The 19,024-nt window shown below is 29.4% G+C and carries 14 protein-coding genes; 7 read left to right on the top strand and 7 right to left on the bottom strand.

Annotated elements, in window-relative coordinates:
- Window positions 1–98 precede the first annotated feature (98 nt).
- Window positions 99–2,042, bottom strand: a complete 1,944-nt coding sequence (gene gyrB, locus R3X25_RS01860) for a DNA topoisomerase (ATP-hydrolyzing) subunit B (RefSeq protein WP_317671294.1) — start codon at window positions 2,040–2,042, stop codon at window positions 99–101.
- 301 nt (window positions 2,043–2,343) lie between these two features.
- Between gyrB and guaA the strand changes: the two genes are divergently transcribed.
- Together guaA and R3X25_RS01850 are read left to right on the top strand one after the other, a co-directional pair.
- Window positions 2,344–3,876, top strand: a complete 1,533-nt coding sequence (gene guaA, locus R3X25_RS01855; protein ID WP_317671291.1) for a glutamine-hydrolyzing GMP synthase — start codon at window positions 2,344–2,346, stop codon at window positions 3,874–3,876.
- A gap of 10 nt (window positions 3,877–3,886) precedes the next feature.
- A complete protein-coding gene (locus R3X25_RS01850) occupies window positions 3,887–5,641 on the top strand; it encodes a LysM peptidoglycan-binding domain-containing protein (protein WP_317671289.1) in 1,755 nt (584 codons plus the stop codon).
- A gap of 67 nt (window positions 5,642–5,708) precedes the next feature.
- Here R3X25_RS01850 and R3X25_RS01845 read toward each other — a convergent pair whose 3' ends face one another.
- Window positions 5,709–6,224, bottom strand: a complete 516-nt coding sequence (locus R3X25_RS01845; RefSeq protein WP_317671287.1) for a DUF2892 domain-containing protein — start codon at window positions 6,222–6,224, stop codon at window positions 5,709–5,711.
- A gap of 51 nt (window positions 6,225–6,275) precedes the next feature.
- Entirely contained in the window at window positions 6,276–9,392 is a 3,117-nt protein-coding gene (gene ccsA, locus R3X25_RS01840) for a cytochrome c biogenesis protein CcsA (RefSeq protein WP_317671285.1), read from the bottom strand.
- Window positions 9,393–9,768: 376 nt separating this feature from the next.
- Here ccsA and R3X25_RS01835 point away from each other — a divergent pair, with 376 nt between their 5' ends.
- The 5 genes from R3X25_RS01835 to R3X25_RS01815 all read left to right on the top strand — a co-directional run bounded on the left by R3X25_RS01835 (window position 9,769) and on the right by R3X25_RS01815 (window position 14,830).
- Window positions 9,769–11,145, top strand: coding sequence for a tryptophanase (locus tag R3X25_RS01835; RefSeq protein ID WP_317671283.1), 1,377 nt, complete (start codon window positions 9,769–9,771; stop codon window positions 11,143–11,145).
- Window positions 11,146–11,203: 58 nt separating this feature from the next.
- Window positions 11,204–11,668 (top strand): Rrf2 family transcriptional regulator, encoded by a 465-nt coding sequence (locus R3X25_RS01830; protein ID WP_317671281.1) that lies wholly within the window; start codon window positions 11,204–11,206, stop codon window positions 11,666–11,668.
- A 102-nt stretch (window positions 11,669–11,770) separates the two neighbouring features.
- Entirely contained in the window at window positions 11,771–12,481 is a 711-nt protein-coding gene (locus R3X25_RS01825) for a DUF542 domain-containing protein (protein WP_317671279.1), read from the top strand.
- Window positions 12,481–13,458, top strand: coding sequence for a DUF438 domain-containing protein (locus tag R3X25_RS01820; protein ID WP_317671277.1), 978 nt, complete (start codon window positions 12,481–12,483; stop codon window positions 13,456–13,458). Before R3X25_RS01825 ends, R3X25_RS01820 begins: the two co-directional genes overlap by 1 nt.
- A gap of 121 nt (window positions 13,459–13,579) precedes the next feature.
- Window positions 13,580–14,830 carry an alginate export family protein gene (locus R3X25_RS01815; RefSeq protein WP_317671275.1) on the top strand — a complete coding sequence of 417 codons (1,251 nt, stop codon included), beginning with the start codon at window positions 13,580–13,582 and terminating at the stop codon, window positions 14,828–14,830.
- A 157-nt stretch (window positions 14,831–14,987) separates the two neighbouring features.
- On the opposite strand, the gene R3X25_RS01810 is transcribed toward R3X25_RS01815, so the two are convergent.
- From R3X25_RS01810 to R3X25_RS01795, 4 genes are all read right to left on the bottom strand, one after another.
- The gene (locus R3X25_RS01810; protein WP_317671274.1) at window positions 14,988–16,106 is read right to left on the bottom strand and encodes a PQQ-dependent sugar dehydrogenase; all 1,119 of its coding nucleotides are present in this window, start codon (window positions 16,104–16,106) and stop codon (window positions 14,988–14,990) included.
- A gap of 28 nt (window positions 16,107–16,134) precedes the next feature.
- A complete protein-coding gene (locus R3X25_RS01805) occupies window positions 16,135–18,063 on the bottom strand; it encodes a CocE/NonD family hydrolase (RefSeq protein WP_317671272.1) in 1,929 nt (642 codons plus the stop codon).
- Between the two features lie 156 nt (window positions 18,064–18,219).
- Complete coding sequence (locus R3X25_RS01800; protein ID WP_317671270.1) at window positions 18,220–18,612, bottom strand: hypothetical protein; 393 nt, start codon at window positions 18,610–18,612, stop codon at window positions 18,220–18,222.
- Window positions 18,613–18,622: 10 nt separating this feature from the next.
- Complete coding sequence (locus R3X25_RS01795) at window positions 18,623–18,994, bottom strand: DUF423 domain-containing protein (RefSeq protein ID WP_317671268.1); 372 nt, start codon at window positions 18,992–18,994, stop codon at window positions 18,623–18,625.
- Window positions 18,995–19,024: the final 30 nt, after the last annotated feature.

Here is a 19,024-nt window from a genome sequence, read left to right as displayed (position 1 = left end):
TGTTTTGGGGTTAAATTGAATGTAAATATAATAATTATGTTAAAAAAAAAGGCTGATTTTTAAATCAGCCTTTTTTTAGTTTATAATTGAACGCTTATTTAAGCATCAATATTTGCATATTTTGCATTCTTCTCTATAAATTCTCTACGTGGTGGTACTTCGTCTCCCATAAGCATAGAGAATACTCTATCTGCTTCGGTAAGATTATCGATAGTTACTTGACGCAATGTTCTAAACTCTGGATTCATAGTTGTGTCCCATAATTGTTCAGCATTCATCTCCCCAAGACCTTTGTAACGTTGGATGTTTACACTTCCACCTAAATTATGAGCAATTAAATCTCGTTGGTCATCATTCCAAGCATATTCTCTTTTTTGACCTTTCTTTACTAAATATAAAGGAGGTGTTGCTATAAAAATATGTCCGTTTTCAATTAATTCTTTCATATATCTAAAGAAGAATGTAAGTATTAATGTTGCAATGTGACTACCATCAACATCGGCATCACACATAATTACAATTTTATGATAACGTAGTTTAGATAAGTTTAATGCTCTTGGATCTTCTTCTGTTCCAATAGAAACGCCTAATGCAGTAAACATGTTTTTGATTTCTTCGTTTTCAAAAACTTTGTGTTGCATAGCTTTTTCAACATTTAATATTTTACCACGTAAAGGTAAAATTGCTTGAAAAGCTCTATCTCGTCCTTGTTTTGCTGTTCCACCCGCCGAATCTCCCTCAACAAGGAATATTTCACAAGCTTCTGGGTCGGTTTCAGAACAATCACTTAATTTTCCAGGTAGACCACCAATACTCATTACAGTTTTACGTTGCACCATTTCACGTGCTTTACGAGCTGCATGACGTGCTGTAGCTGCTAAAATTACTTTTTGAACAATAGTTTTAGCGTCGTTTGGATTTTCTTCCAAATAATTTTGTAACATTTCAGAAACAGCCTGACTTACAGCGGCGGAAACTTCGCGGTTACCTAATTTAGTTTTAGTTTGACCTTCAAATTGAGGTTCTGCTACTTTTACAGAAACAATTGCCGTTAAACCTTCTCTAAAGTCATCTCCTGCAATATCAAATTTTAATTTATCTAGCATTCCAGAAGTTTCAGCATACTTTTTTAGGGTACTTGTTAAACCTCTTCTAAAACCAGATAAGTGTGTTCCACCTTCGTGAGTGTTAATATTGTTTACGTAAGAGTGTAAGTTTTCAGTATAAGATGTGTTATATACCATTGCAACTTCAACAGGAATACCATTTTTTTCACCTTCCATTGCAATCACATCAGCAGTTAATTGCTCTCTAGTCCCATCTAAATAGCTTACAAATTCAGGTAATCCAATTTCACTATAAAATTTTTCAATTGGATGGTTTCCTTCTTCGTCAGTTATTCTTTTATCTGTTAAAGTAATTGTTAACTGTTTGTTTAAGAATGATAGTTCTCTTAAACGTGTAGCTAGTGTATCGTAATTGTATTCTGTAGTTTGTGCAAATATAGTTTTGTCTGGTGTAAATGTAACCATTGTACCTTTTTCGGTAGTATTACCAATAGGTTTTGCAGGATACATTGCTTTACCTCTTTCATATTCTTGTTCCCAAATTTGTCCATCACCAGAATATACAGTAGCTTTTAAATGGTCAGATAAAGCATTTACAACTGAAACACCAACACCATGTAAACCACCTGAAACTTTATAAGAATCTTTATCGAATTTACCTCCAGCACCAATTTTAGTCATTACAACTTCTAATGCAGAAACGCCTTCTTTTTTATGCATTCCAACAGGAATACCACGACCGTTATCTCTAACAGATATTGAATTATTTTCATTAATAATAACATTTATTGTATCACAATGGCCAGCCATTGCTTCATCAATAGAGTTATCTACAACTTCGTATACTAAATGGTGTAAACCTCTAATTCCTACATCACCAATATACATAGATGGACGCATGCGTACATGCTCCATTCCTTCTAATGCTTGAATACTATCAGCAGTATAATTATGTTTTTTAGCTTCTTCGCTCATAAAATTCTTAATTTTTGTTAACATACAAATATAAGAATTCAGAAGGCTAAAAAGGAAGGTGAATAAATTGCTTAAATTGAAGTTATTAACAATTTATTAATTGAACGAAAGTTCCTTAAATCGCACAAAAACGGCTTTAATTTTGAATTTATAATATTTCAAGATGAATTATTTTATTGGAATTGAGGAAATTGTTTTAAATCGATTAATTTTAAGTCTATTTTTAGGTGTAATTTGTTATATTTTGAATAAAAAAAGCACAATGGTTTAGCTTATAATTATTTAAATATTATTTTTGCGGATGCAACATCAGGTACTTATTTTAGATTTCGGTTCGCAATACACACAGTTGATTGCTCGAAGAGTTAGGGAGTTAAATATTTTTTGTGAAATATTTCCTTATAATAGTAAAAATTTTAATGTTAAAAATTACAAAGCTGTAATACTTTCAGGAAGCCCATTTTCGGTTAGAGCAGAGGATGCACCACAACCAGATTTATCTGAAATTAAGGGTAAATTACCTATGTTAGGTGTTTGCTTTGGAGCACAATATTTAGCGCATAATTTTGGTGGTGAAGTAGGAGCGTCAAATACACGTGAATATGGAAGAGCAAACCTTTCTTATGTAAAGGATGGGGAAGTGTTTTTTAAGAATGTTTCACTAGGTAGCCAAGTTTGGATGAGTCATAGTGATACTATTTTAGATTTACCAGAAAACTACGAGTTAATTGCAAGTACACACGATGTGAAAAATGCTGCATTTAAAATAAAGGAAGAAAAAACATACGGAATTCAATTTCACCCAGAAGTATATCATTCAAAAGATGGGTTAACTATTCTAAAAAACTTTTTGGTAAATATTGCAGGTTTGGAGCAAACTTGGACACCAGAGTGTTTTGTAGAGACTACAGTTGCCGAACTAAAAGAAAAACTAGGAAACGATAAAGTTGTTTTAGGATTATCAGGAGGTGTAGATTCAACAGTTGCGGCTGTTTTAATTAGTAAAGCAATTGGTAAAAACTTGTATTGTGTTTTTGTAAATAACGGATTGTTGCGAAAAAATGAGTTCGAAAGTGTATTGGAACAATACAAAGGCATGGGCTTAAATGTAAAAGGTGTAGATGCTTCGGCACGTTTTTTGAAAGAATTGGAAGGAGAATCGGATCCTGAAGGAAAACGTAAAATTATTGGCCGTGTTTTTATAGAGGTTTTTGATGATGAAGCACATGAAATTCAAGATGTAAAATGGTTGGCGCAAGGAACTATTTATCCAGATGTTATTGAATCAGTTTCAGCAACAGGTGGACCTTCTGCAACTATAAAATCGCATCATAATGTTGGTGGATTGCCTGATTTTATGAAGTTAAAAGTAGTGGAGCCTTTAAATACCATTTTTAAAGATGAAGTAAGACGAGTTGGAGCTTCAATGGGAATTGATGCTGAATTATTAGGTCGTCATCCGTTTCCAGGACCAGGATTTGGAATTCGTATTTTAGGCGATATTACGGCTGAAAAAGTGAGAATGTTGCAAGAAGTTGATCATATTTTTATTCAAGGATTAAAAAAAGATGGTTTGTATAATAAAGTTTGGCAAGCTGGTGCAATGTTATTACCTGTAAATTCAGTTGGTGTTATGGGAGATGAAAGAACGTATGAGAAAGCTGTTGTATTAAGAGCGGTAGAATCTACTGATGGTATGACGGCTGATTGGGTTAATTTACCATACGAGTTTTTACAAAAAACTTCAAACAAAATAATAAATAACGTTAAAGGCGTTAATAGAGTAGTATATGATATTAGTTCAAAACCACCTGCAACTATTGAGTGGGAATAAAAATAACAACATGAAAAAAATTGCTATTATAGTGCTTTTATTTGTGAGTATACTTGGATATTCACAACAAAAAAAATATGTTTCTTATACTGTACAGCAAGGTGAAACAATGAAGGATATTGCTAAAGAGTATAAAATTTCTACTAGAGATTTATTACGCTTAAATCCTGATGTTTCGAGAAAACCAAAGGCTAATACAGTTATTATTGTGCCTAATTTAAATTTTGGAAACACAGTTGAAAGTGTAAATTCTAATGTTGTTGAAAAAGGAATTTATTTGGTAAAACCTAAAGAAACTTGGTTTGGAATTGCAAAGAAATTTAATATTTCTGTAGAGGAATTGAAAGTAGCTAATTTAACTATTTCAGATTTAAAAATTGGAACTAAATTAATAATACCTGAAGCAAAAGAGTCTGTTGAGCAAATTGTTGAAGATGATGTATTAAAATATAAACTTCATAAAGTTATTAAGGATGATACGGTTTATAATTTAACCAAACGTTACAATGTTTCTGAACAAGAATTACTTCAATTAAATCCAGTTTTAAAAGATGGATTAAAGTTAGGAATGGTATTAAAAATAAAGCCAATATCAAATACTTTAACTGAAGTTGATTCAACTGAAATTTTAGAGGAAACAAAAAAAATATTTGTAGAAAATTTTGCCAGTGGTAAATCTTTGAATGTTGTTTTAATGTTGCCTTATCAATTAAATAAAATAGATGATTCTTCATTAACAAATAAGTTTGAAAAAAATCAATTATTAAATATTGCTACGGATATACATATGGGTGTTTTAATGGCAATTGACTCATTAAAACATAAAGGATTAAGTATTAATTTAAAATATTTTGATACTGAAAATTCAATTCAAAAATTACAAAACATTATAACTAACAATAATTTAGATGATGCAGATGTTGTTATTGGACCACTTTTTTATGATAAAGCTGTTTGGTTATCAAAAAAGGTTGACGCTCCTGTTGTTGCCCCAATGTTTTCAAAAAAACAAGATCAATTAGCATCTAATAATATTGTAAAATCTATGCCAAGCAATAAGTTATTAGATAAAGCTTTGTTTAATTATTTAGAGAAAAATTACAAAGGAGAAAATATTATTGTAATTAACGATGGAAAAGCAGATACGCAAAAAGCACTTTGGCAAACGGTTAACAAAATGAAGGCTTTTGACTCGATTCAAACTATATCAGTTTTAAAACCTGGTGTAAGAAAAGATAAAAAAGAAAATTTAGTTATTAATAACGAAAAATTGGTTGAAAAGTTGAGTTTAACATCTAATAATTGGATTATTTTAATTACTGATGAAAACGAAACTACAGCTTCGGCAATTAATGGCTTGAAAAGTTATAATTCTGAAGATTTTAAATTGCGTTTGTTTTCTTTTGAAAAAGGAGATAATTTTGATAAAGTTGATAATAATTTATTAGGAATGTTGAATTTTACATATCCAACTTCAGAGTTTATAGATATGAGTGCACCTACTGTACAAAGGTTTTATAAAAAGTATCAAAGTTTAAATTATGCAGTTCCAACTAAATATTCAGTTAGAGGTTTTGATGTAGCTTATGATGTTTTAGCAAGGCTAGCTAGTAATAATAGTTTTGAAGATGGAATGAAGGCAGGTGTTTCTAGACGATTATCTCATACCTTTAATTTTAATAAAAAATTATTTGGACCTACAGAAAATACTGAAGTGTACTTAATTCAATATAATAAGGAACTTGCTCCAATAATATTAGAATAGTTTATTTAGAACACAACACAAAAAAAAGCGGCAATTGCCGCTTTTTTTTGTGTTGTAAATTATATTGTTAGATTTTCTTCATTTGTTGTTTAAGCATTTTAATTTGATCTGTTAAAACACCTTGTGTATCTAATTTTTTAGCTTCTGTAATTAACATTTGAGCTTCACGTTTTCTTCTTTTGGTCATTGCAATTCCGGCTAATTGTAATTTTGCCATTGCAATATCGTGCTTCATGTTTAAGCCTAATTTTAATGCTTTTTTAAAGTATTTTTCAGCTTTGGTAACATTTTTTTGCGAAATCATAATTCCTTGTAAAAAATTATAATAACCTTCTTGTTTTTTTACCAATGCTGTACTTGGGTTTTTAATATAAGTTAGCCATTTGCTAGCTCCATCAAAATTTTGTTTACGTAATTGCCAAAAAGCAAGTAAAATAAATTCATTTTTAAAGTAGAATAGCACAAATATTCCTGCTAAAAGTAATAATGAAATACCGTTTAAAATATGTCCTTCAATAAATTGAAAAATTGCCCATACAACTATAGCAGCAGCAATAATTAATTTTATTATTTTATTATACATAAATGTTCAAATTTAATGAAATGCAAAGTTACATTTTTTGAATAAATAACCTTACTTTTTATAGTGTTTTCTATATTGTTCATAAGCTAATAAAGAAATTATAGAAAAAATAGCTATTGAATAATAAACAAATGTTGGTGTTATTGCTTTATCTCCACTTGCGTAAGAATGCAGACCTGATAAGTAAAAGTTAACCCCAAAATAAGTCATTAAAATAGAAGCAAACGCAGCTACTGAAAACATGTTGAATGTAAATCTACCGCGTAAACCTGGAACTAGGCGTAAATGCAATACAAAAGCATAAATCATAATACTTATTAAAGCCCAAGTTTCTTTTGGATCCCAACCCCAATAACGTCCCCAGCTTTCGTTAGCCCATTGTCCGCCTAAAAAGTTTCCTACAGTTAATAACATTAGACCTACTGTTAAAGACATTTCATTAATAATGGTTAGTTCTTTAATCATTAAACCAATTTTTTCTTTATTCTTTTTGGTGGTTAAAATCATTAGTAATAATGAAATCAAACCTAAAATCATACCTAAAGCAAATGGTCCATAACTTGCCACAATTACTGCTACGTGAATCATTAACCAATATGAATTAAGTACTGGAACTAAATTGGCAATTTCAGGATCCATCCAATTCCAATGTGCAACCATTAAAATAAACGCTGTTAAAAATGCCGTTGCAGCAATGGTCATTGATGATTTTCTTCCAAATAGTAATCCAAATAACATTGTTGCCCAACCTACATAAATCATACTTTCATAAGCATTACTCCAAGGTGCATGACCACTAACTATCCAGCGTGCTATTAAACCTCCAGTGTGCATTAAAAATAATCCTATAATTATTGCAATACATGCTTTTATTAAAAAGTTTACAGTTTTATTATTTTTGAATATTTGAAAAATTACTAGAAAAAACATTAATGTTCCAATGTACATATAGTAGCTATATAGTTTTTTGAAAACATCGTATTTATTGTAAGCTATTTCTAAATTTATTTTATCATCAGAAGGGTAAACAGCTTTCCCAAATTTCTTTTGATAATTAATAATACCTGCTAAAATTTCATCAGCTTGTTTATAGTTTTTGTTAAATGTTGCTTCGGCTAAAGTTTGTGTATAAATTGGTAAAACTTTATTTACAAATAAGGAGTCTTGATCTTTAAGGTTAGACATGTGTAAATCTCTATGAGAAACCCATTTGTTTTCTGGATGGTTTGGAATTGGAAAAATTCGTAAAACATCACCCATAATTGCCGAATACAATAAATTTAAACGATTATTTACGTTTATTACATCCTTTTCAAACTTACTTTTAATATTACTTTTATGAGCCTTTTGTACATAACTATCAATTTTAGACATTCCTTTAGCATCAAATAAATCTACAAGTGCTGCATATTTTTGATCGTGAGGAATTCCAATAATATCACGTAGTTTAGTGTTGTCTTTCTCAATATAAATTATAGGTGTTTGAAACCATATTCTTGGATTTTGTTGAATAGATAAAAATACTTGAGTTGCATTTAAACCTTTGTAGGTATCGCTTTTACTTACTTTTCTTAATAATTGTGAAGCAAAAGTGTGAACAGGTTTCATTCTACCACCAGCATCCTGAATAATAAGTTTAGCATATTTTTCAGCATGTTTTAAATCGATAGTGTTGGCTGTAATTACTGAATCTATTTGTACTTCAGTTAATTTATGATTGTGTTGTTGTGCAAAAAGAATACTTGAGAATATTAATAAACCAATAGTTAATGAAGATTTTTTATCTCTAATTTTATTTAGAGAGTTTCTTAAAAAACTAAAACGAGTTCCTTTTACAAATAGAATTAAAATTAAACCAGCATATAATAAAAAGTAACCAATATAGGTGATTGTTGTTCCCCAAAAATCATGATTAACACTTAAATGAGTTTGCTCATAAGTATCTGTAATTGTGTAACTAGATTGAAAAAATTTATAACCTTTAAAGTTTAAAATATGATTCATAAAAATTCTGTAATCAAATGTTTTTTCTGGAGCAATAACAGTTACTTCACTGGCGTAAGACATTGGGCTGTTGGAACCTGGATATTTTTCTAATTGGAAATCGTTCAGTTTTATGCTAAATGGTAATTCTAATTGTTTAGATCCATAACTTAATCTAAAGTTTAAATTATCTACTGAAAATAGTGTAGGTTCTTGCATGGAGAATTTACCACCTTTAACTTTAACATGCTCTGTTTTGTTGTTAGTAGTAACATCAAATTCTAATTGGGCTAGGCCAGATTGCTCCGATGTGCCTGAAACAGTTTTATAAGAACCTTTAGCTGCAGGTTTTGGAATAACAAATTGTAAGCCTGCAAGGTTGTAAACTGCTAATAACGAAAAATTTTGAAGAGAATCCTTGGCAACATTCCCTTGAAAACTATCTGCCATTCTAAAGAAATTACCTTCAACTGCAGATTTAATTTTTAAGTTTCCATCTATAGTTTTAAAATCAATGGTGTTTTTATTTTCAGAATCAAAACCAACCAATACGCCATGTACTATTTCTGAAGAACCTTTTTTAATATAATGGTTGTGACGACCGCCACTACCTGACTCTACAAATAGTAAATATTCTTCACCTTGATCATTTTCTTCAAAAGTTTCAATAGCATTTGGAATATAATCAGTTAATTTTATAGAAACATCTTGCCCTTTAAAATCTGTATTTATGTTAAAATTATTAGAACCTAAAGCAGAAAATAATACGGATTTATGGATAGGAGTTTTTTGTTCGTTTCCATTATTTATAACTACACTTACAAAGTTTTTTTCTGTTAGAAATTTGTTGCTTACTTCGCCTTCTTTTATAGGCATTATACCTTCATAACTAATATATCTTGTAACACCAGCTCCAACTAAAATTAAAAAAAAAGCTAAATGAAAAGTAAGAACTATTAGCTTTTCTTTTCTATACAATTTATATTTAAAAATATTTCCAAAAAAATTAATAGCAAATAAAACCATAATTAGCTCAAACCACCATGCATTGTATACTAGTGCTTTTGCAGTTTCGGTGCCATAATCGTTTTCTATAAAAGTGGCAACACCCATTGCAATAGCAAAAACTATAAATAATACGGCCATTAATCGGGTAGAATATAACTGATTTAATATTTTATTCATTTTGATATAATTGTAGTTGAAAATAAACGTTTTGCAAAAATAATGATATTTATCAGATTCTTGATTTAAAACGTAATTTTAACAAGTATCATTAGTTTTTTAATTGCTTGCAAATATAAGTGTAACCTCTGTTATTATGTGTTATAATTGTTATTTAATATTGTGGAGCTAATTAGGTGTTAAGTATCAAGTTTTTTTTAAATTTGTTAGTGCAATTCATTTTTTAAAAATAATGTTAAGTTTTTTCAAAAAGTATTTCAACATATATTTATATATAAAACGCCCAGAGTGTTTTATTTCTTTATAATTTTTTTTTTGAAGTCAACTGTTATAGTTGCAAATTCTTACACATATTTTCAATACTAAAATTACAATTATGGAATTACCATATGCAGAACCTTATAAAATTAAAATGGTTGAACACATAAAGCGTTCAACAAAAAAAGATCGCCAAAAATGGATAAAAAAAGCACATTACAATTTATTTAATTTATCGTCTAAAAATGTGTTTATAGATTTGTTAACTGATTCTGGAACTGGCGCAATGAGTGATAAACAATGGGCTGAAATGATGATTGGTGATGAGAGTTATGCAGGTTCTCAATCATTTAAAAAACTAAAAAAAACAGTTAAAAAAATTACTGGATTTAAATATTTTTTACCAACTCACCAAGGTAGAGCAGCTGAAAATGTATTGTTTTCTGCACTAATTAAAGAAGGAGATATTGTTCCGGGTAATTCACATTTTGACACTACAAAAGGGCATATAGAGTTTAGAAAAGCTACTGCAATTGATTGTACTATTGATGAGGCTTTTGATACATCAATAATTCATCCTTTTAAAGGAAATATAGATGTTGTAAAATTAGAAAAGGTTTTTAAAAAATATCCGAAGGAAAAAATTCCGTTTGTAATTCATACCATAACTTGTAACAGTGCAGGAGGTCAGCCAGTTTCTGTGCAGAATGTTAAAGAAGTTTCAGCGCTGTGTAGTAAGTACAAAATTCCATTGTATTTTGATGCTGCTCGATTTGCTGAAAATGCGTACTTCATAAAAAAAAGAGAAGAAGGTTATGCTAATAAAACTATAAAAGAAATTGTGAAAGAAGTTTTTTCTTATGGTGATGGAATGACTATTAGTGCCAAAAAAGATGGTTTAGTAAATATGGGTGGTTTTATTGCATTAAATAATAAAAAAGTATTTAAACAGGCCACCGTTTTTAATATTATGTTTGAAGGATTTATTACGTATGGAGGAATGAATGGTAGAGATATGGGTGCTTTAGCCGTTGGGCTAAATGAATCAACAGAGTTTAATTATTTAGAAAGTAGAGTAGAGCAAATAGCATATTTAGGAAAAAAACTGGTAGAATATGGAGTACCTGTACAACAACCATTTGGTGGACATGCAATATTTTTAGATGCAAATAAATTTGTGCCAACCATTCCTAGAGAAGAGTATAGAGCACAAGCTTTAGCTATTGAATTATATATTGTTGGAGGAATTAGAGGTGTAGAAATTGGAACTGTACTAGCTGATAGAGATCCAGTTACACGCAAAAATCGTTATCCAGAATTAGAATTGGTGCGTTTGGCTGTGCCTAGAAGAACATATACAAATAACCATATGGATTATATTGCAGCTACATTAAAAAATATTTATAATACTAGAAAAGAAGCTAAAAATGGTTATAAAATAATTGATGAAGCTCCAATTATGCGTCATTTTACCGTTAAATTCAATAAAATATAATACTTCTTACTCTTTTTTTAGTAATTTCGCATTATTAATAAAAAAAAGCTAAAAAAAAATGACACTTTCTCGAGCAAGTAAATATGCTATACTATCTGCTTTATTTTTAGCAGAACATTCAAGTGAAACAAAAAAAATTAGTGTTAAAGTTATCGCTGAAAGTATAGATGTACCTAGCCCTTTTTTAGCAAAATTATTTCAGCAATTAGTTAGAGGTAAAATTATCTCTTCAACTAAAGGCCCAAATGGAGGTTTTTATCTTTCAAAAAAAAATCAAAAAAAATCAGTAATTGATATTATTGAAAATATAGATGGTTTGGGTAGATTAAACGAATGTTTTTTAGGATTATCAAAATGTGATGGAGAAAATCCTTGTCCAGTTCATTTTATAGTAGAACCTTTTAAACAACAAATATTAGGTAAATTTAGAGATAAAACTATTATAGAGTTTGCTGAAGAAATTTCAGCTAAAGGCAGAGTACTTACACTTAAAGATGTAGATAATTTAACATCAGGTAAATAATTCATTTTTTCTGTAGTAAAATAATTTTAATCTTATATATTTGCATCTATAAAAGATAAAAAGGTCTTATATTCTTTATAGATTGAAAATAAAAATTTAAAAATGAGTATTATAAAAGAACAAACGGTGGCAGAAGTTGTATCTGAAAATATGGGGGCAGACCATGTTTTTAGCAAATATAAAATTGATTTTTGTTGTGGAGGTGGAGACACCATTGAAATTGCATGTAAAAATGCTGAAGTTGATTTAGAAAAGTTGATTTTAGAAATTAAAAATATCAATGCACAAATTTCTGGAAAGGTGAATGTGAATGATTTAGACATACCTACTTTAATTAATCAAGTTAAAGAAAATTACCACACTAAAATTAGCGATCTTATTTTTGAAGTTTTACCCTATGCAGCTAAAGTAGCCGAAGTTCACGGAGTTGAACATAATGAGGTTATTGAAATTAACCAGTTAGTTAAAGATGTAAATACTGTAATTTCTGAAACATTTACAAACTCTATTATGAGTTTGTATCCAATTATAAATGAAATTATAGAAACAGTTGAAAAAAATGAAGAGGTATCTATTGAAACTTTGCAAGCTTTTCAAAAAGCAATAAAAAGAAATGAAATTGCTCAAAAATTAATTGGAGATTCTTTTAAAGAAATTTCTAATTTATCTTCAGAATACCAAGTGCCTGAAAGTGCATGTAGCTCATATAGTTATTTATATAAAAACTTAAATCAGTTACAGCATGAAGTTCATAAATACATGCATTTTGAAAAAAACGTTTTAATTCCAAAAGCTTTAAATACAATTAAATAATGAACTCATTTTTAACAACAGTAGAAAAATTACCTGCAGGGCATCCTGTTAAGGTGTATTATGAAGAAAGCACGTTAATTCAAAATTTAATTTTAGAATTAAATGAAGTGAATACAGGAGAAGATTTTCAGAAATACTTCAACATATTTAACCAATTAACAACTATTGAAAAGCGATTTGCTAGAAAAGAAAATCAATTATTCCCTTATTTAGAAAAATATGGTTGGGAAGGTCCAAGTCAAGGAATGTGGTCTTTCCACGATAATTTAAGGGAACAAATAAAATTACTTCACAAGTATAATTCAGATAAAAATATAGAAAAAATAGTTGAAAACCTTCCTTATTTAACACAAGGAATTGAACGATTATTGAGTATTGAAGATGAGCGTTTATTTCCAAATGCTATGGGTTTATTAAAAGAAAAAGATTGGGAAGAGTTTTATGTTGGCGATGAAGAAATTGGTTGGATGTTGAAAGAAAAACCAGTGCAGTATCCTGCCGTTGAAGAGATAGCATATGTTCACCCAAGTGAAGATTTTAGTGAAAGAGAATTATCTTTTTCAACCGAAAACACGTTTCATTTAGATGAAGGCTATATGACTCCAGAACAAGTAAATCTATTACTTCGATTTTTACCAATAGATATAACGTATGTAGATGAGAATGATAAAGTGATTTTTTACAATAGAGGAGAAGATAGAGTTTTTCCGCGTAGTAAAGGAATTATTGGTAGAGAGGTAAAGTTTTGTCATCCACCAAAAAGTGTACACATGGTGTTGAGAATTGTTGATGAATTTAAAGCAGGAACTAAAGATATGGCTGAATTCTGGTTTAACTTTCGTGGAAGAATAATTCATATTAGATATTTTGCAATCAGAGATGATAAAAAGGCTTATAAAGGTGTAATTGAAATGTCGCAAGATATTACTGAAATTCAAAAATTAGAAGGAGAAAAACGTCTGTTAGATTGGGATTAATTTTTAATAATTGATAATTATCAGTATTTGATATTAAATAAGAATGTATTTTCGCACATATTTATTATAAGATAAAAAGGTCTTATTATATCAATAAAGAATTTAATTCAAATTAACAACAATGAGAAAATACTTATTTTTAAGTCTATTTGTTACACTTTTTGTAACAACCTTAACAGCGCAGCAGTTCGATTTATCTGCAGAGATTCGACCAAGATTTGAAAACCGTCATGGCTACAAATCTCTAATAAGCGATGGTGTTGATGGAGCAAACTTTGTTTCACAGCGTTCACGTTTAAACTTTAATTTTCAACAAGAGAAAATTAAAATAGGCATTTCTTTACAAAACGTACGTGTTTGGGGAGATATTAGCACTTTGGGAGCTGATGATAATAATACAGCTTTACACGAAGCTTGGGCAGAAGCTTTATTATCTGAAAACTTTTCATTAAAACTAGGGCGTCAAGAAATTATTTATGATGATAGTAGAATTTTTGGTAACGTAGGTTGGGCACAGCAAGGTAGAAGTCACGATGCGATGTTAGCAAAATTTAAAATATCCGAAAACAGTAAATTAGATCTAGGTTTTGCTTTAAACTCTGATTCAGAAAGCAATACAGATGTTTTATATACAAACGTTGCAGGTTATAAAGCGTTTCAATATGCTTGGTATAATACAAAACTTAATAATTTAGGAGTAAGTTTATTAGTATTAAACAATGGTGTTGAGTATGATGATATGGGAAGCCAGGAAGTAGATTATTCTCAAACTTTAGGAACTCACTTAAAATATGGAAAAGGTAAATTGGCTGCAGATTTTTCAGCTTATTTTCAAACAGGAAAATTAATGGATAATGATGTTAACGCAAGTAATTTTGCCGGTAACATAAACTATAAATTATCGAATGAATTTTCGTTAGGATTAGGTGCAGAATATTTATCTGGGAAAGACATGGATGACGCTAGTTCTGATATAAAATCATTTCAACCATTCTACGGAACCAACCATAAATTTAACGGTTGGATGGATTATTTTTATGTTGGAAGTCATATGACATCTGTAGGTTTAGTTGATATTAATGTAACGTTGGCGTATAGTAAAGATAAATTTTCCGCAAAAATAATACCTCATTTCTTTTCTTCTGCTGCAGATATTTATAGCGGAAGTACAAAAATGGATGCTAGTTTAGGTACTGAAGTTGATTTAGTATTTGGTTATAAAGTAGCAAACAATATTATGTTGAATGCTGGATACTCACAAATGTTTGCAAAGGATTCTATGGAAGTATTAAAAGGTGGAGATAAAGACGAAACGAACTCATGGGGTTGGATTATGTTCACATTTAAACCAAATTTATTCACTTCAAAATAGAATAAATTAGATTGAAAATTTTAAAATAAGAAATTGTTTAAAAATGTGAAAATCCGTCATTCTTAATTCATTTCAGAATCTCATTATATTATTACTTATGTTTATGAGAACCTGAAACAAGTTCAGGTTGACGAAAAGTAGATTTTTAAACAGTTTCTTATTTTTTTGGAATAATTTTAACAATACCTTTATGTTCAATACCTACATAAATAAAACCATCAGGAGATTGTTTAATACTTCTAACGCGTCCTAAACCTTCAAGCATTTTAATTTCTTTTACAACTTTATTGTTTTTTATAATACATCTGTTTAAGTATTGAAACTTTAAAGAACCTACTAACAAGTTTCCTTTCCATTCAGGATAAATATTGCTAGTAACAAATTCCATTCCGCTTGGTGCAATAGATGGTACCCAATAGTGAATAGGATTTTCCATTCCAGGTAACGTTTTATGTTCGGTAAATACGGATCCACCATAATTTACACCATACGATGCTTTTGGCCATCCGTAGTTTTTACCAGCTTTAATTATGTTTATTTCATCTCCACCTTGCGGACCGTGTTCGTGAGTCCAAATTTTACCAGTGTTTGGGTGTAAAACCATACCTTGCGGATTTCTGTGTCCGTAGGAATAAATAGCCTTTTTGGCATTTTTAGTGTTTACAAATGGGTTATCTTTTGGTATTGTTCCATCATCGTTTAAACGATATATTTTCCCAGCATCTTTTGTAATATCTTGTGGCAAGGTATTTCTATTATATCTATCGCCAATTGAAAAGAATAAAAAACCATCATTGTCAAAAGTAATTCTAGAGCCAAAGTGCGTTCCGTTTGTGAAATTAGGTGTTGCCTTGTAAATTATTTCTTTGTTTACAAGTGTATTATTTTCAATTTTCCCTCTTAAAATAGTTGTGTTTCCACCACCACCTTTGTTGTTGATATCTGATGAAAAAGATAAATAAATCCAACCATTATTTTTATAGTTTGGGTGCAATTCAACATCCAATAAACCACCTTGGCCACGAACGTAAATTTCTGGTAAACCTTCAATTTTTGTTTTTGTATTGTTTTTAAAATGAATTAATTCTCCTTTTCGTTCTGTATATAAAATGGAGTTATCTGGTAAAAAAACCATTCCCCAAGGTACATCTGTATTAGGTACAATAGTTTCAAGCTCGTATTCAATTTTTGCGGTTGAAAAATTTTGGGCTAGTTTAGGTTTTTCTTCTTTACAAGAAATAAAAAGAATTGCTAAAATGAATATAATTTTTCTCATAACCCTTAATTTAAAAAATTAGACCTTACTAATTTAATACTTTAAATTCAATTTCTGAAGAAGTGAAAACGGTATGTGTTTGTGTTTTAAAGTCTTTTTTATCAGCCTTAAAAATATTATCTACATACGTTTGAGGGTTTAGATCAAATAATGGAAACCAAGTACTTTGAACTTGTATTTGCAATTTATGCCCTTTTTTAAATGTATGGTGTATATCTTGAAGTTTAATGTTTACAGCAGTTTTTTTATTAGGAACAAAAGGTTCAGGATGCGTAAAACTATTTCTAAATTTTCCACGCATAATTTCACTTCTCACCATTAAATGGTAATTACTCAATTTTAAGTGTTTTTGCATATCCTTATTGTTCTCTTTAATATTAGAAGGATGAACATCAATTACTTTTACCACCCAATCGGCATCGGTTCCTGTAGTAGCAACTTGTAATTTTGCTAAAATATCACCAACAAGTGTTAAATCATTTTCTAATACTTCAGTTTCAAAAATCAATACATCATTTCTTCTTGCAGCAAAACGTTGGTCATCGGTCATATACTTTCTTGGAGTAAATGTAGTTTTAATATCTTCAGAAAAAGGTACAGGTTTATTTATGTCACTAATAAATTTAATTCCAGTTTCTTTTTCTTTTGAAGTAGTTAATTTTTGGTTTTCAGATAAATAGAAAACTTTTTTTTCGGCTTTTTTTGGAGGCCAATTATTGTATGAGTTCCATTCTTTTTTACCGGTATCATATACATAAGCTTCGGGTAAACCAGCGTTTTTATCTCCATTACCTTTTAAAAAGTGATTGAAGAATTTTGTTTCTATTTCTGTTTGATATTTTAATGAAATTGAATCTCCAAAATAATAATTTCCAACGTTATTTTTAGATTTAGGACTTACCCATTGTCCGTGACTCCAAGGCCCAAAAACTAATGTGTTATAGTTATTTTTATTGAACTCTTCAATGTTTTTATAGGTTTCTAAAGGTCCATACAAGTCTTCAGCATCAAACAAACCACCAACTACCATAGTTGCAACATGAGATTTTACATTTTTTAAATGTTGAATTAGACCTTTACTTTGCCAAACTTCATCGTAATTTGGGTGTTCTTTTAATTCTTCCCAAAAGAAATCAGTAGCTTTATTTTTACTCTGTAAATTAGGTGTATCTAAATGCTCATATTCAAAATATGTATCTAAATTTTTAAGTGGACCAGCATCTAGAAAAAACTGATAACCATCTTTAGTTTTTAAATCGGGGAATTTGTACCAGCTAGTATTACTAGGTTTAGTTTTTGGAGTTCCAAACAACGATGTAATTTTAAAATACGCAAGCATATAAGCTCCGTTATGGTGAAAATCATCAAAATAAAAATCTCCAATACAAGCTTGTGGCGAAGCAGCTTTTAATGCTGGATGCGCATCAATAGTAGAGTAGGTACTATAAAATCCGGGATAGCTAATTCCCCAAGTACCAACATTACCATTGTTATTTTCAACATTTTTCACCAACCAATCTATAGTGTCGTAAGTATCAGAACTTTCATCAATATCTAAATTACTTTTTTTGTTTGGAATGTAAGCACGCATATTATCATAGGTTCCTTCACTCATCCAACGCCCTCGAACATCTTGGTAAACAATTATATTTCCTTCCTTCATTAAATGAGGATTTGGAGCAATATTATTTTTAAATTTATCTTCTCCGTATGGTCTACAGCTGTATGGTGTACGTTGTAAAAGTATTGGGTATTTTTTTGAAGTATTTTTTGGTGAATATATTACTGTAAATAGTTTAACACTATCTCGCATAGTAATATATGCTTCAGTTTTAGTATAGTTTTCTTCAACATAATTAACTTCTTTTAAAGCGTCAAAAGAAGTTGTTTTTTTACAACTAAATAGTGTAATACCAATTAATAAAAGGAAGATTCCTTTAAAAACTTGAATTTTCATTAAAAAATAAATTGTTTGAGCTATAAAACTACAAAAAATACACGAATAGAAATTATACTTGCTATTGGAGGTTTTTTAGAAAATGAAGTTTTGTAATAATAGTAAAATACAATTTGTTTTATTTCATATTATAACAATTAAAATGTACTTTTTTGCTTATTCTTCATTCTTTTTAGCGAGTATAACTTCGTGAAAAGTTGGAGTATTTTCAGTGATACTTCCCATACCTTTTTTGTTAATTTTAAAGGTAACATCTTTTGTTGTGGTAAATAGCAATACAGATAAAAATGACTTTTTTAAATGTGGTTTCATTATTGCGTAAGCTTCCTCTAGTGTAAGTTCTTTTTCCACATCTTCTGTTTCTTTAGATCTGTAACTAAATTTAAGTAATACTTTATAAGTATCTTCAGAAAAAATGGGTCTTAAAAAAATATTTTTCAAGTTAGGTTTGCCAATAGTTTTTGCCATAGTTAATTTGGCAAATTCACCTTTTTCAATACTATCTTTAACTTGTTCCCAGAAAAGGATAAATACATTTTGGTATTGCATAAACTTAAAATTAAACGTTATAAACTAGTAGTGCCCAGCCAATAATTAATAGTAAACCACCAAGAGGTGTAATAGGGCCAAGAATTTTTATTTTTTTATTTTTTGCTGAAGAAATAACCAAACCGTAGATACTAAAGGAAAAAAGAATAATTCCGGCAATAAAACTATAAACCATATATTTTTCTGAAGCAATTTCTAATTTAAAATTGAAACCAATAATTAATAAAACAATAGCATGATACATTTGATATTTTACACCTGTTTCGAAACTTTTTAATTGTTCTTCAGAAAGAATTTTTTTTAAAGCGTGTGCTCCAAAAGCTCCAAATATTACAGCTAATCCTCCTAAAATACTTGCAAATACTAATGTGAATTGTTCCATATGAATTTTTTTAAATAAAAGAAGCTGTCT

This window comes from Lutibacter sp. TH_r2, assembly GCF_033101135.1.
GTDB lineage: Bacteria > Bacteroidota > Bacteroidia > Flavobacteriales > Flavobacteriaceae > Lutibacter.
The sequence above is the reverse complement of the archived record's forward strand: the minus strand, read 5'-3'. Positions and strand labels throughout refer to the sequence as shown.

Bases quoted from the DNA above. Each gene is read 5' to 3' on its own strand.
- R3X25_RS01850 (WP_317671289.1), top strand. From the start codon at position 3,887: ATGAAAAAAATTGCTATTATAGTGCTTTTATTTGTGAGTATACTTGGA.
- R3X25_RS01825 (WP_317671279.1), top strand. From the start codon at position 11,771: ATGAGTATTATAAAAGAACAAACGGTGGCAGAAGTTGTATCTGAAAAT.
- R3X25_RS01845 (WP_317671287.1), bottom strand. From the start codon at position 6,224: ATGTATAATAAAATAATAAAATTAATTATTGCTGCTGCTATAGTTGTA.
- R3X25_RS01830 (WP_317671281.1), top strand. From the start codon at position 11,204: ATGACACTTTCTCGAGCAAGTAAATATGCTATACTATCTGCTTTATTT.
- R3X25_RS01815 (WP_317671275.1), top strand. From the start codon at position 13,580: ATGAGAAAATACTTATTTTTAAGTCTATTTGTTACACTTTTTGTAACA.
- guaA (WP_317671291.1), top strand. From the start codon at position 2,344: ATGCAACATCAGGTACTTATTTTAGATTTCGGTTCGCAATACACACAG.
- R3X25_RS01800 (WP_317671270.1), bottom strand. From the start codon at position 18,612: ATGCAATACCAAAATGTATTTATCCTTTTCTGGGAACAAGTTAAAGAT.
- ccsA (WP_317671285.1), bottom strand. From the start codon at position 9,392: ATGAATAAAATATTAAATCAGTTATATTCTACCCGATTAATGGCCGTA.
- R3X25_RS01795 (WP_317671268.1), bottom strand. From the start codon at position 18,994: ATGGAACAATTCACATTAGTATTTGCAAGTATTTTAGGAGGATTAGCT.
- R3X25_RS01820 (WP_317671277.1), top strand. From the start codon at position 12,481: ATGAACTCATTTTTAACAACAGTAGAAAAATTACCTGCAGGGCATCCT.
- R3X25_RS01835 (WP_317671283.1), top strand. From the start codon at position 9,769: ATGGAATTACCATATGCAGAACCTTATAAAATTAAAATGGTTGAACAC.
- gyrB (WP_317671294.1), bottom strand. From the start codon at position 2,042: ATGAGCGAAGAAGCTAAAAAACATAATTATACTGCTGATAGTATTCAA.
- R3X25_RS01805 (WP_317671272.1), bottom strand. From the start codon at position 18,063: ATGAAAATTCAAGTTTTTAAAGGAATCTTCCTTTTATTAATTGGTATT.
- R3X25_RS01810 (WP_317671274.1), bottom strand. From the start codon at position 16,106: ATGAGAAAAATTATATTCATTTTAGCAATTCTTTTTATTTCTTGTAAA.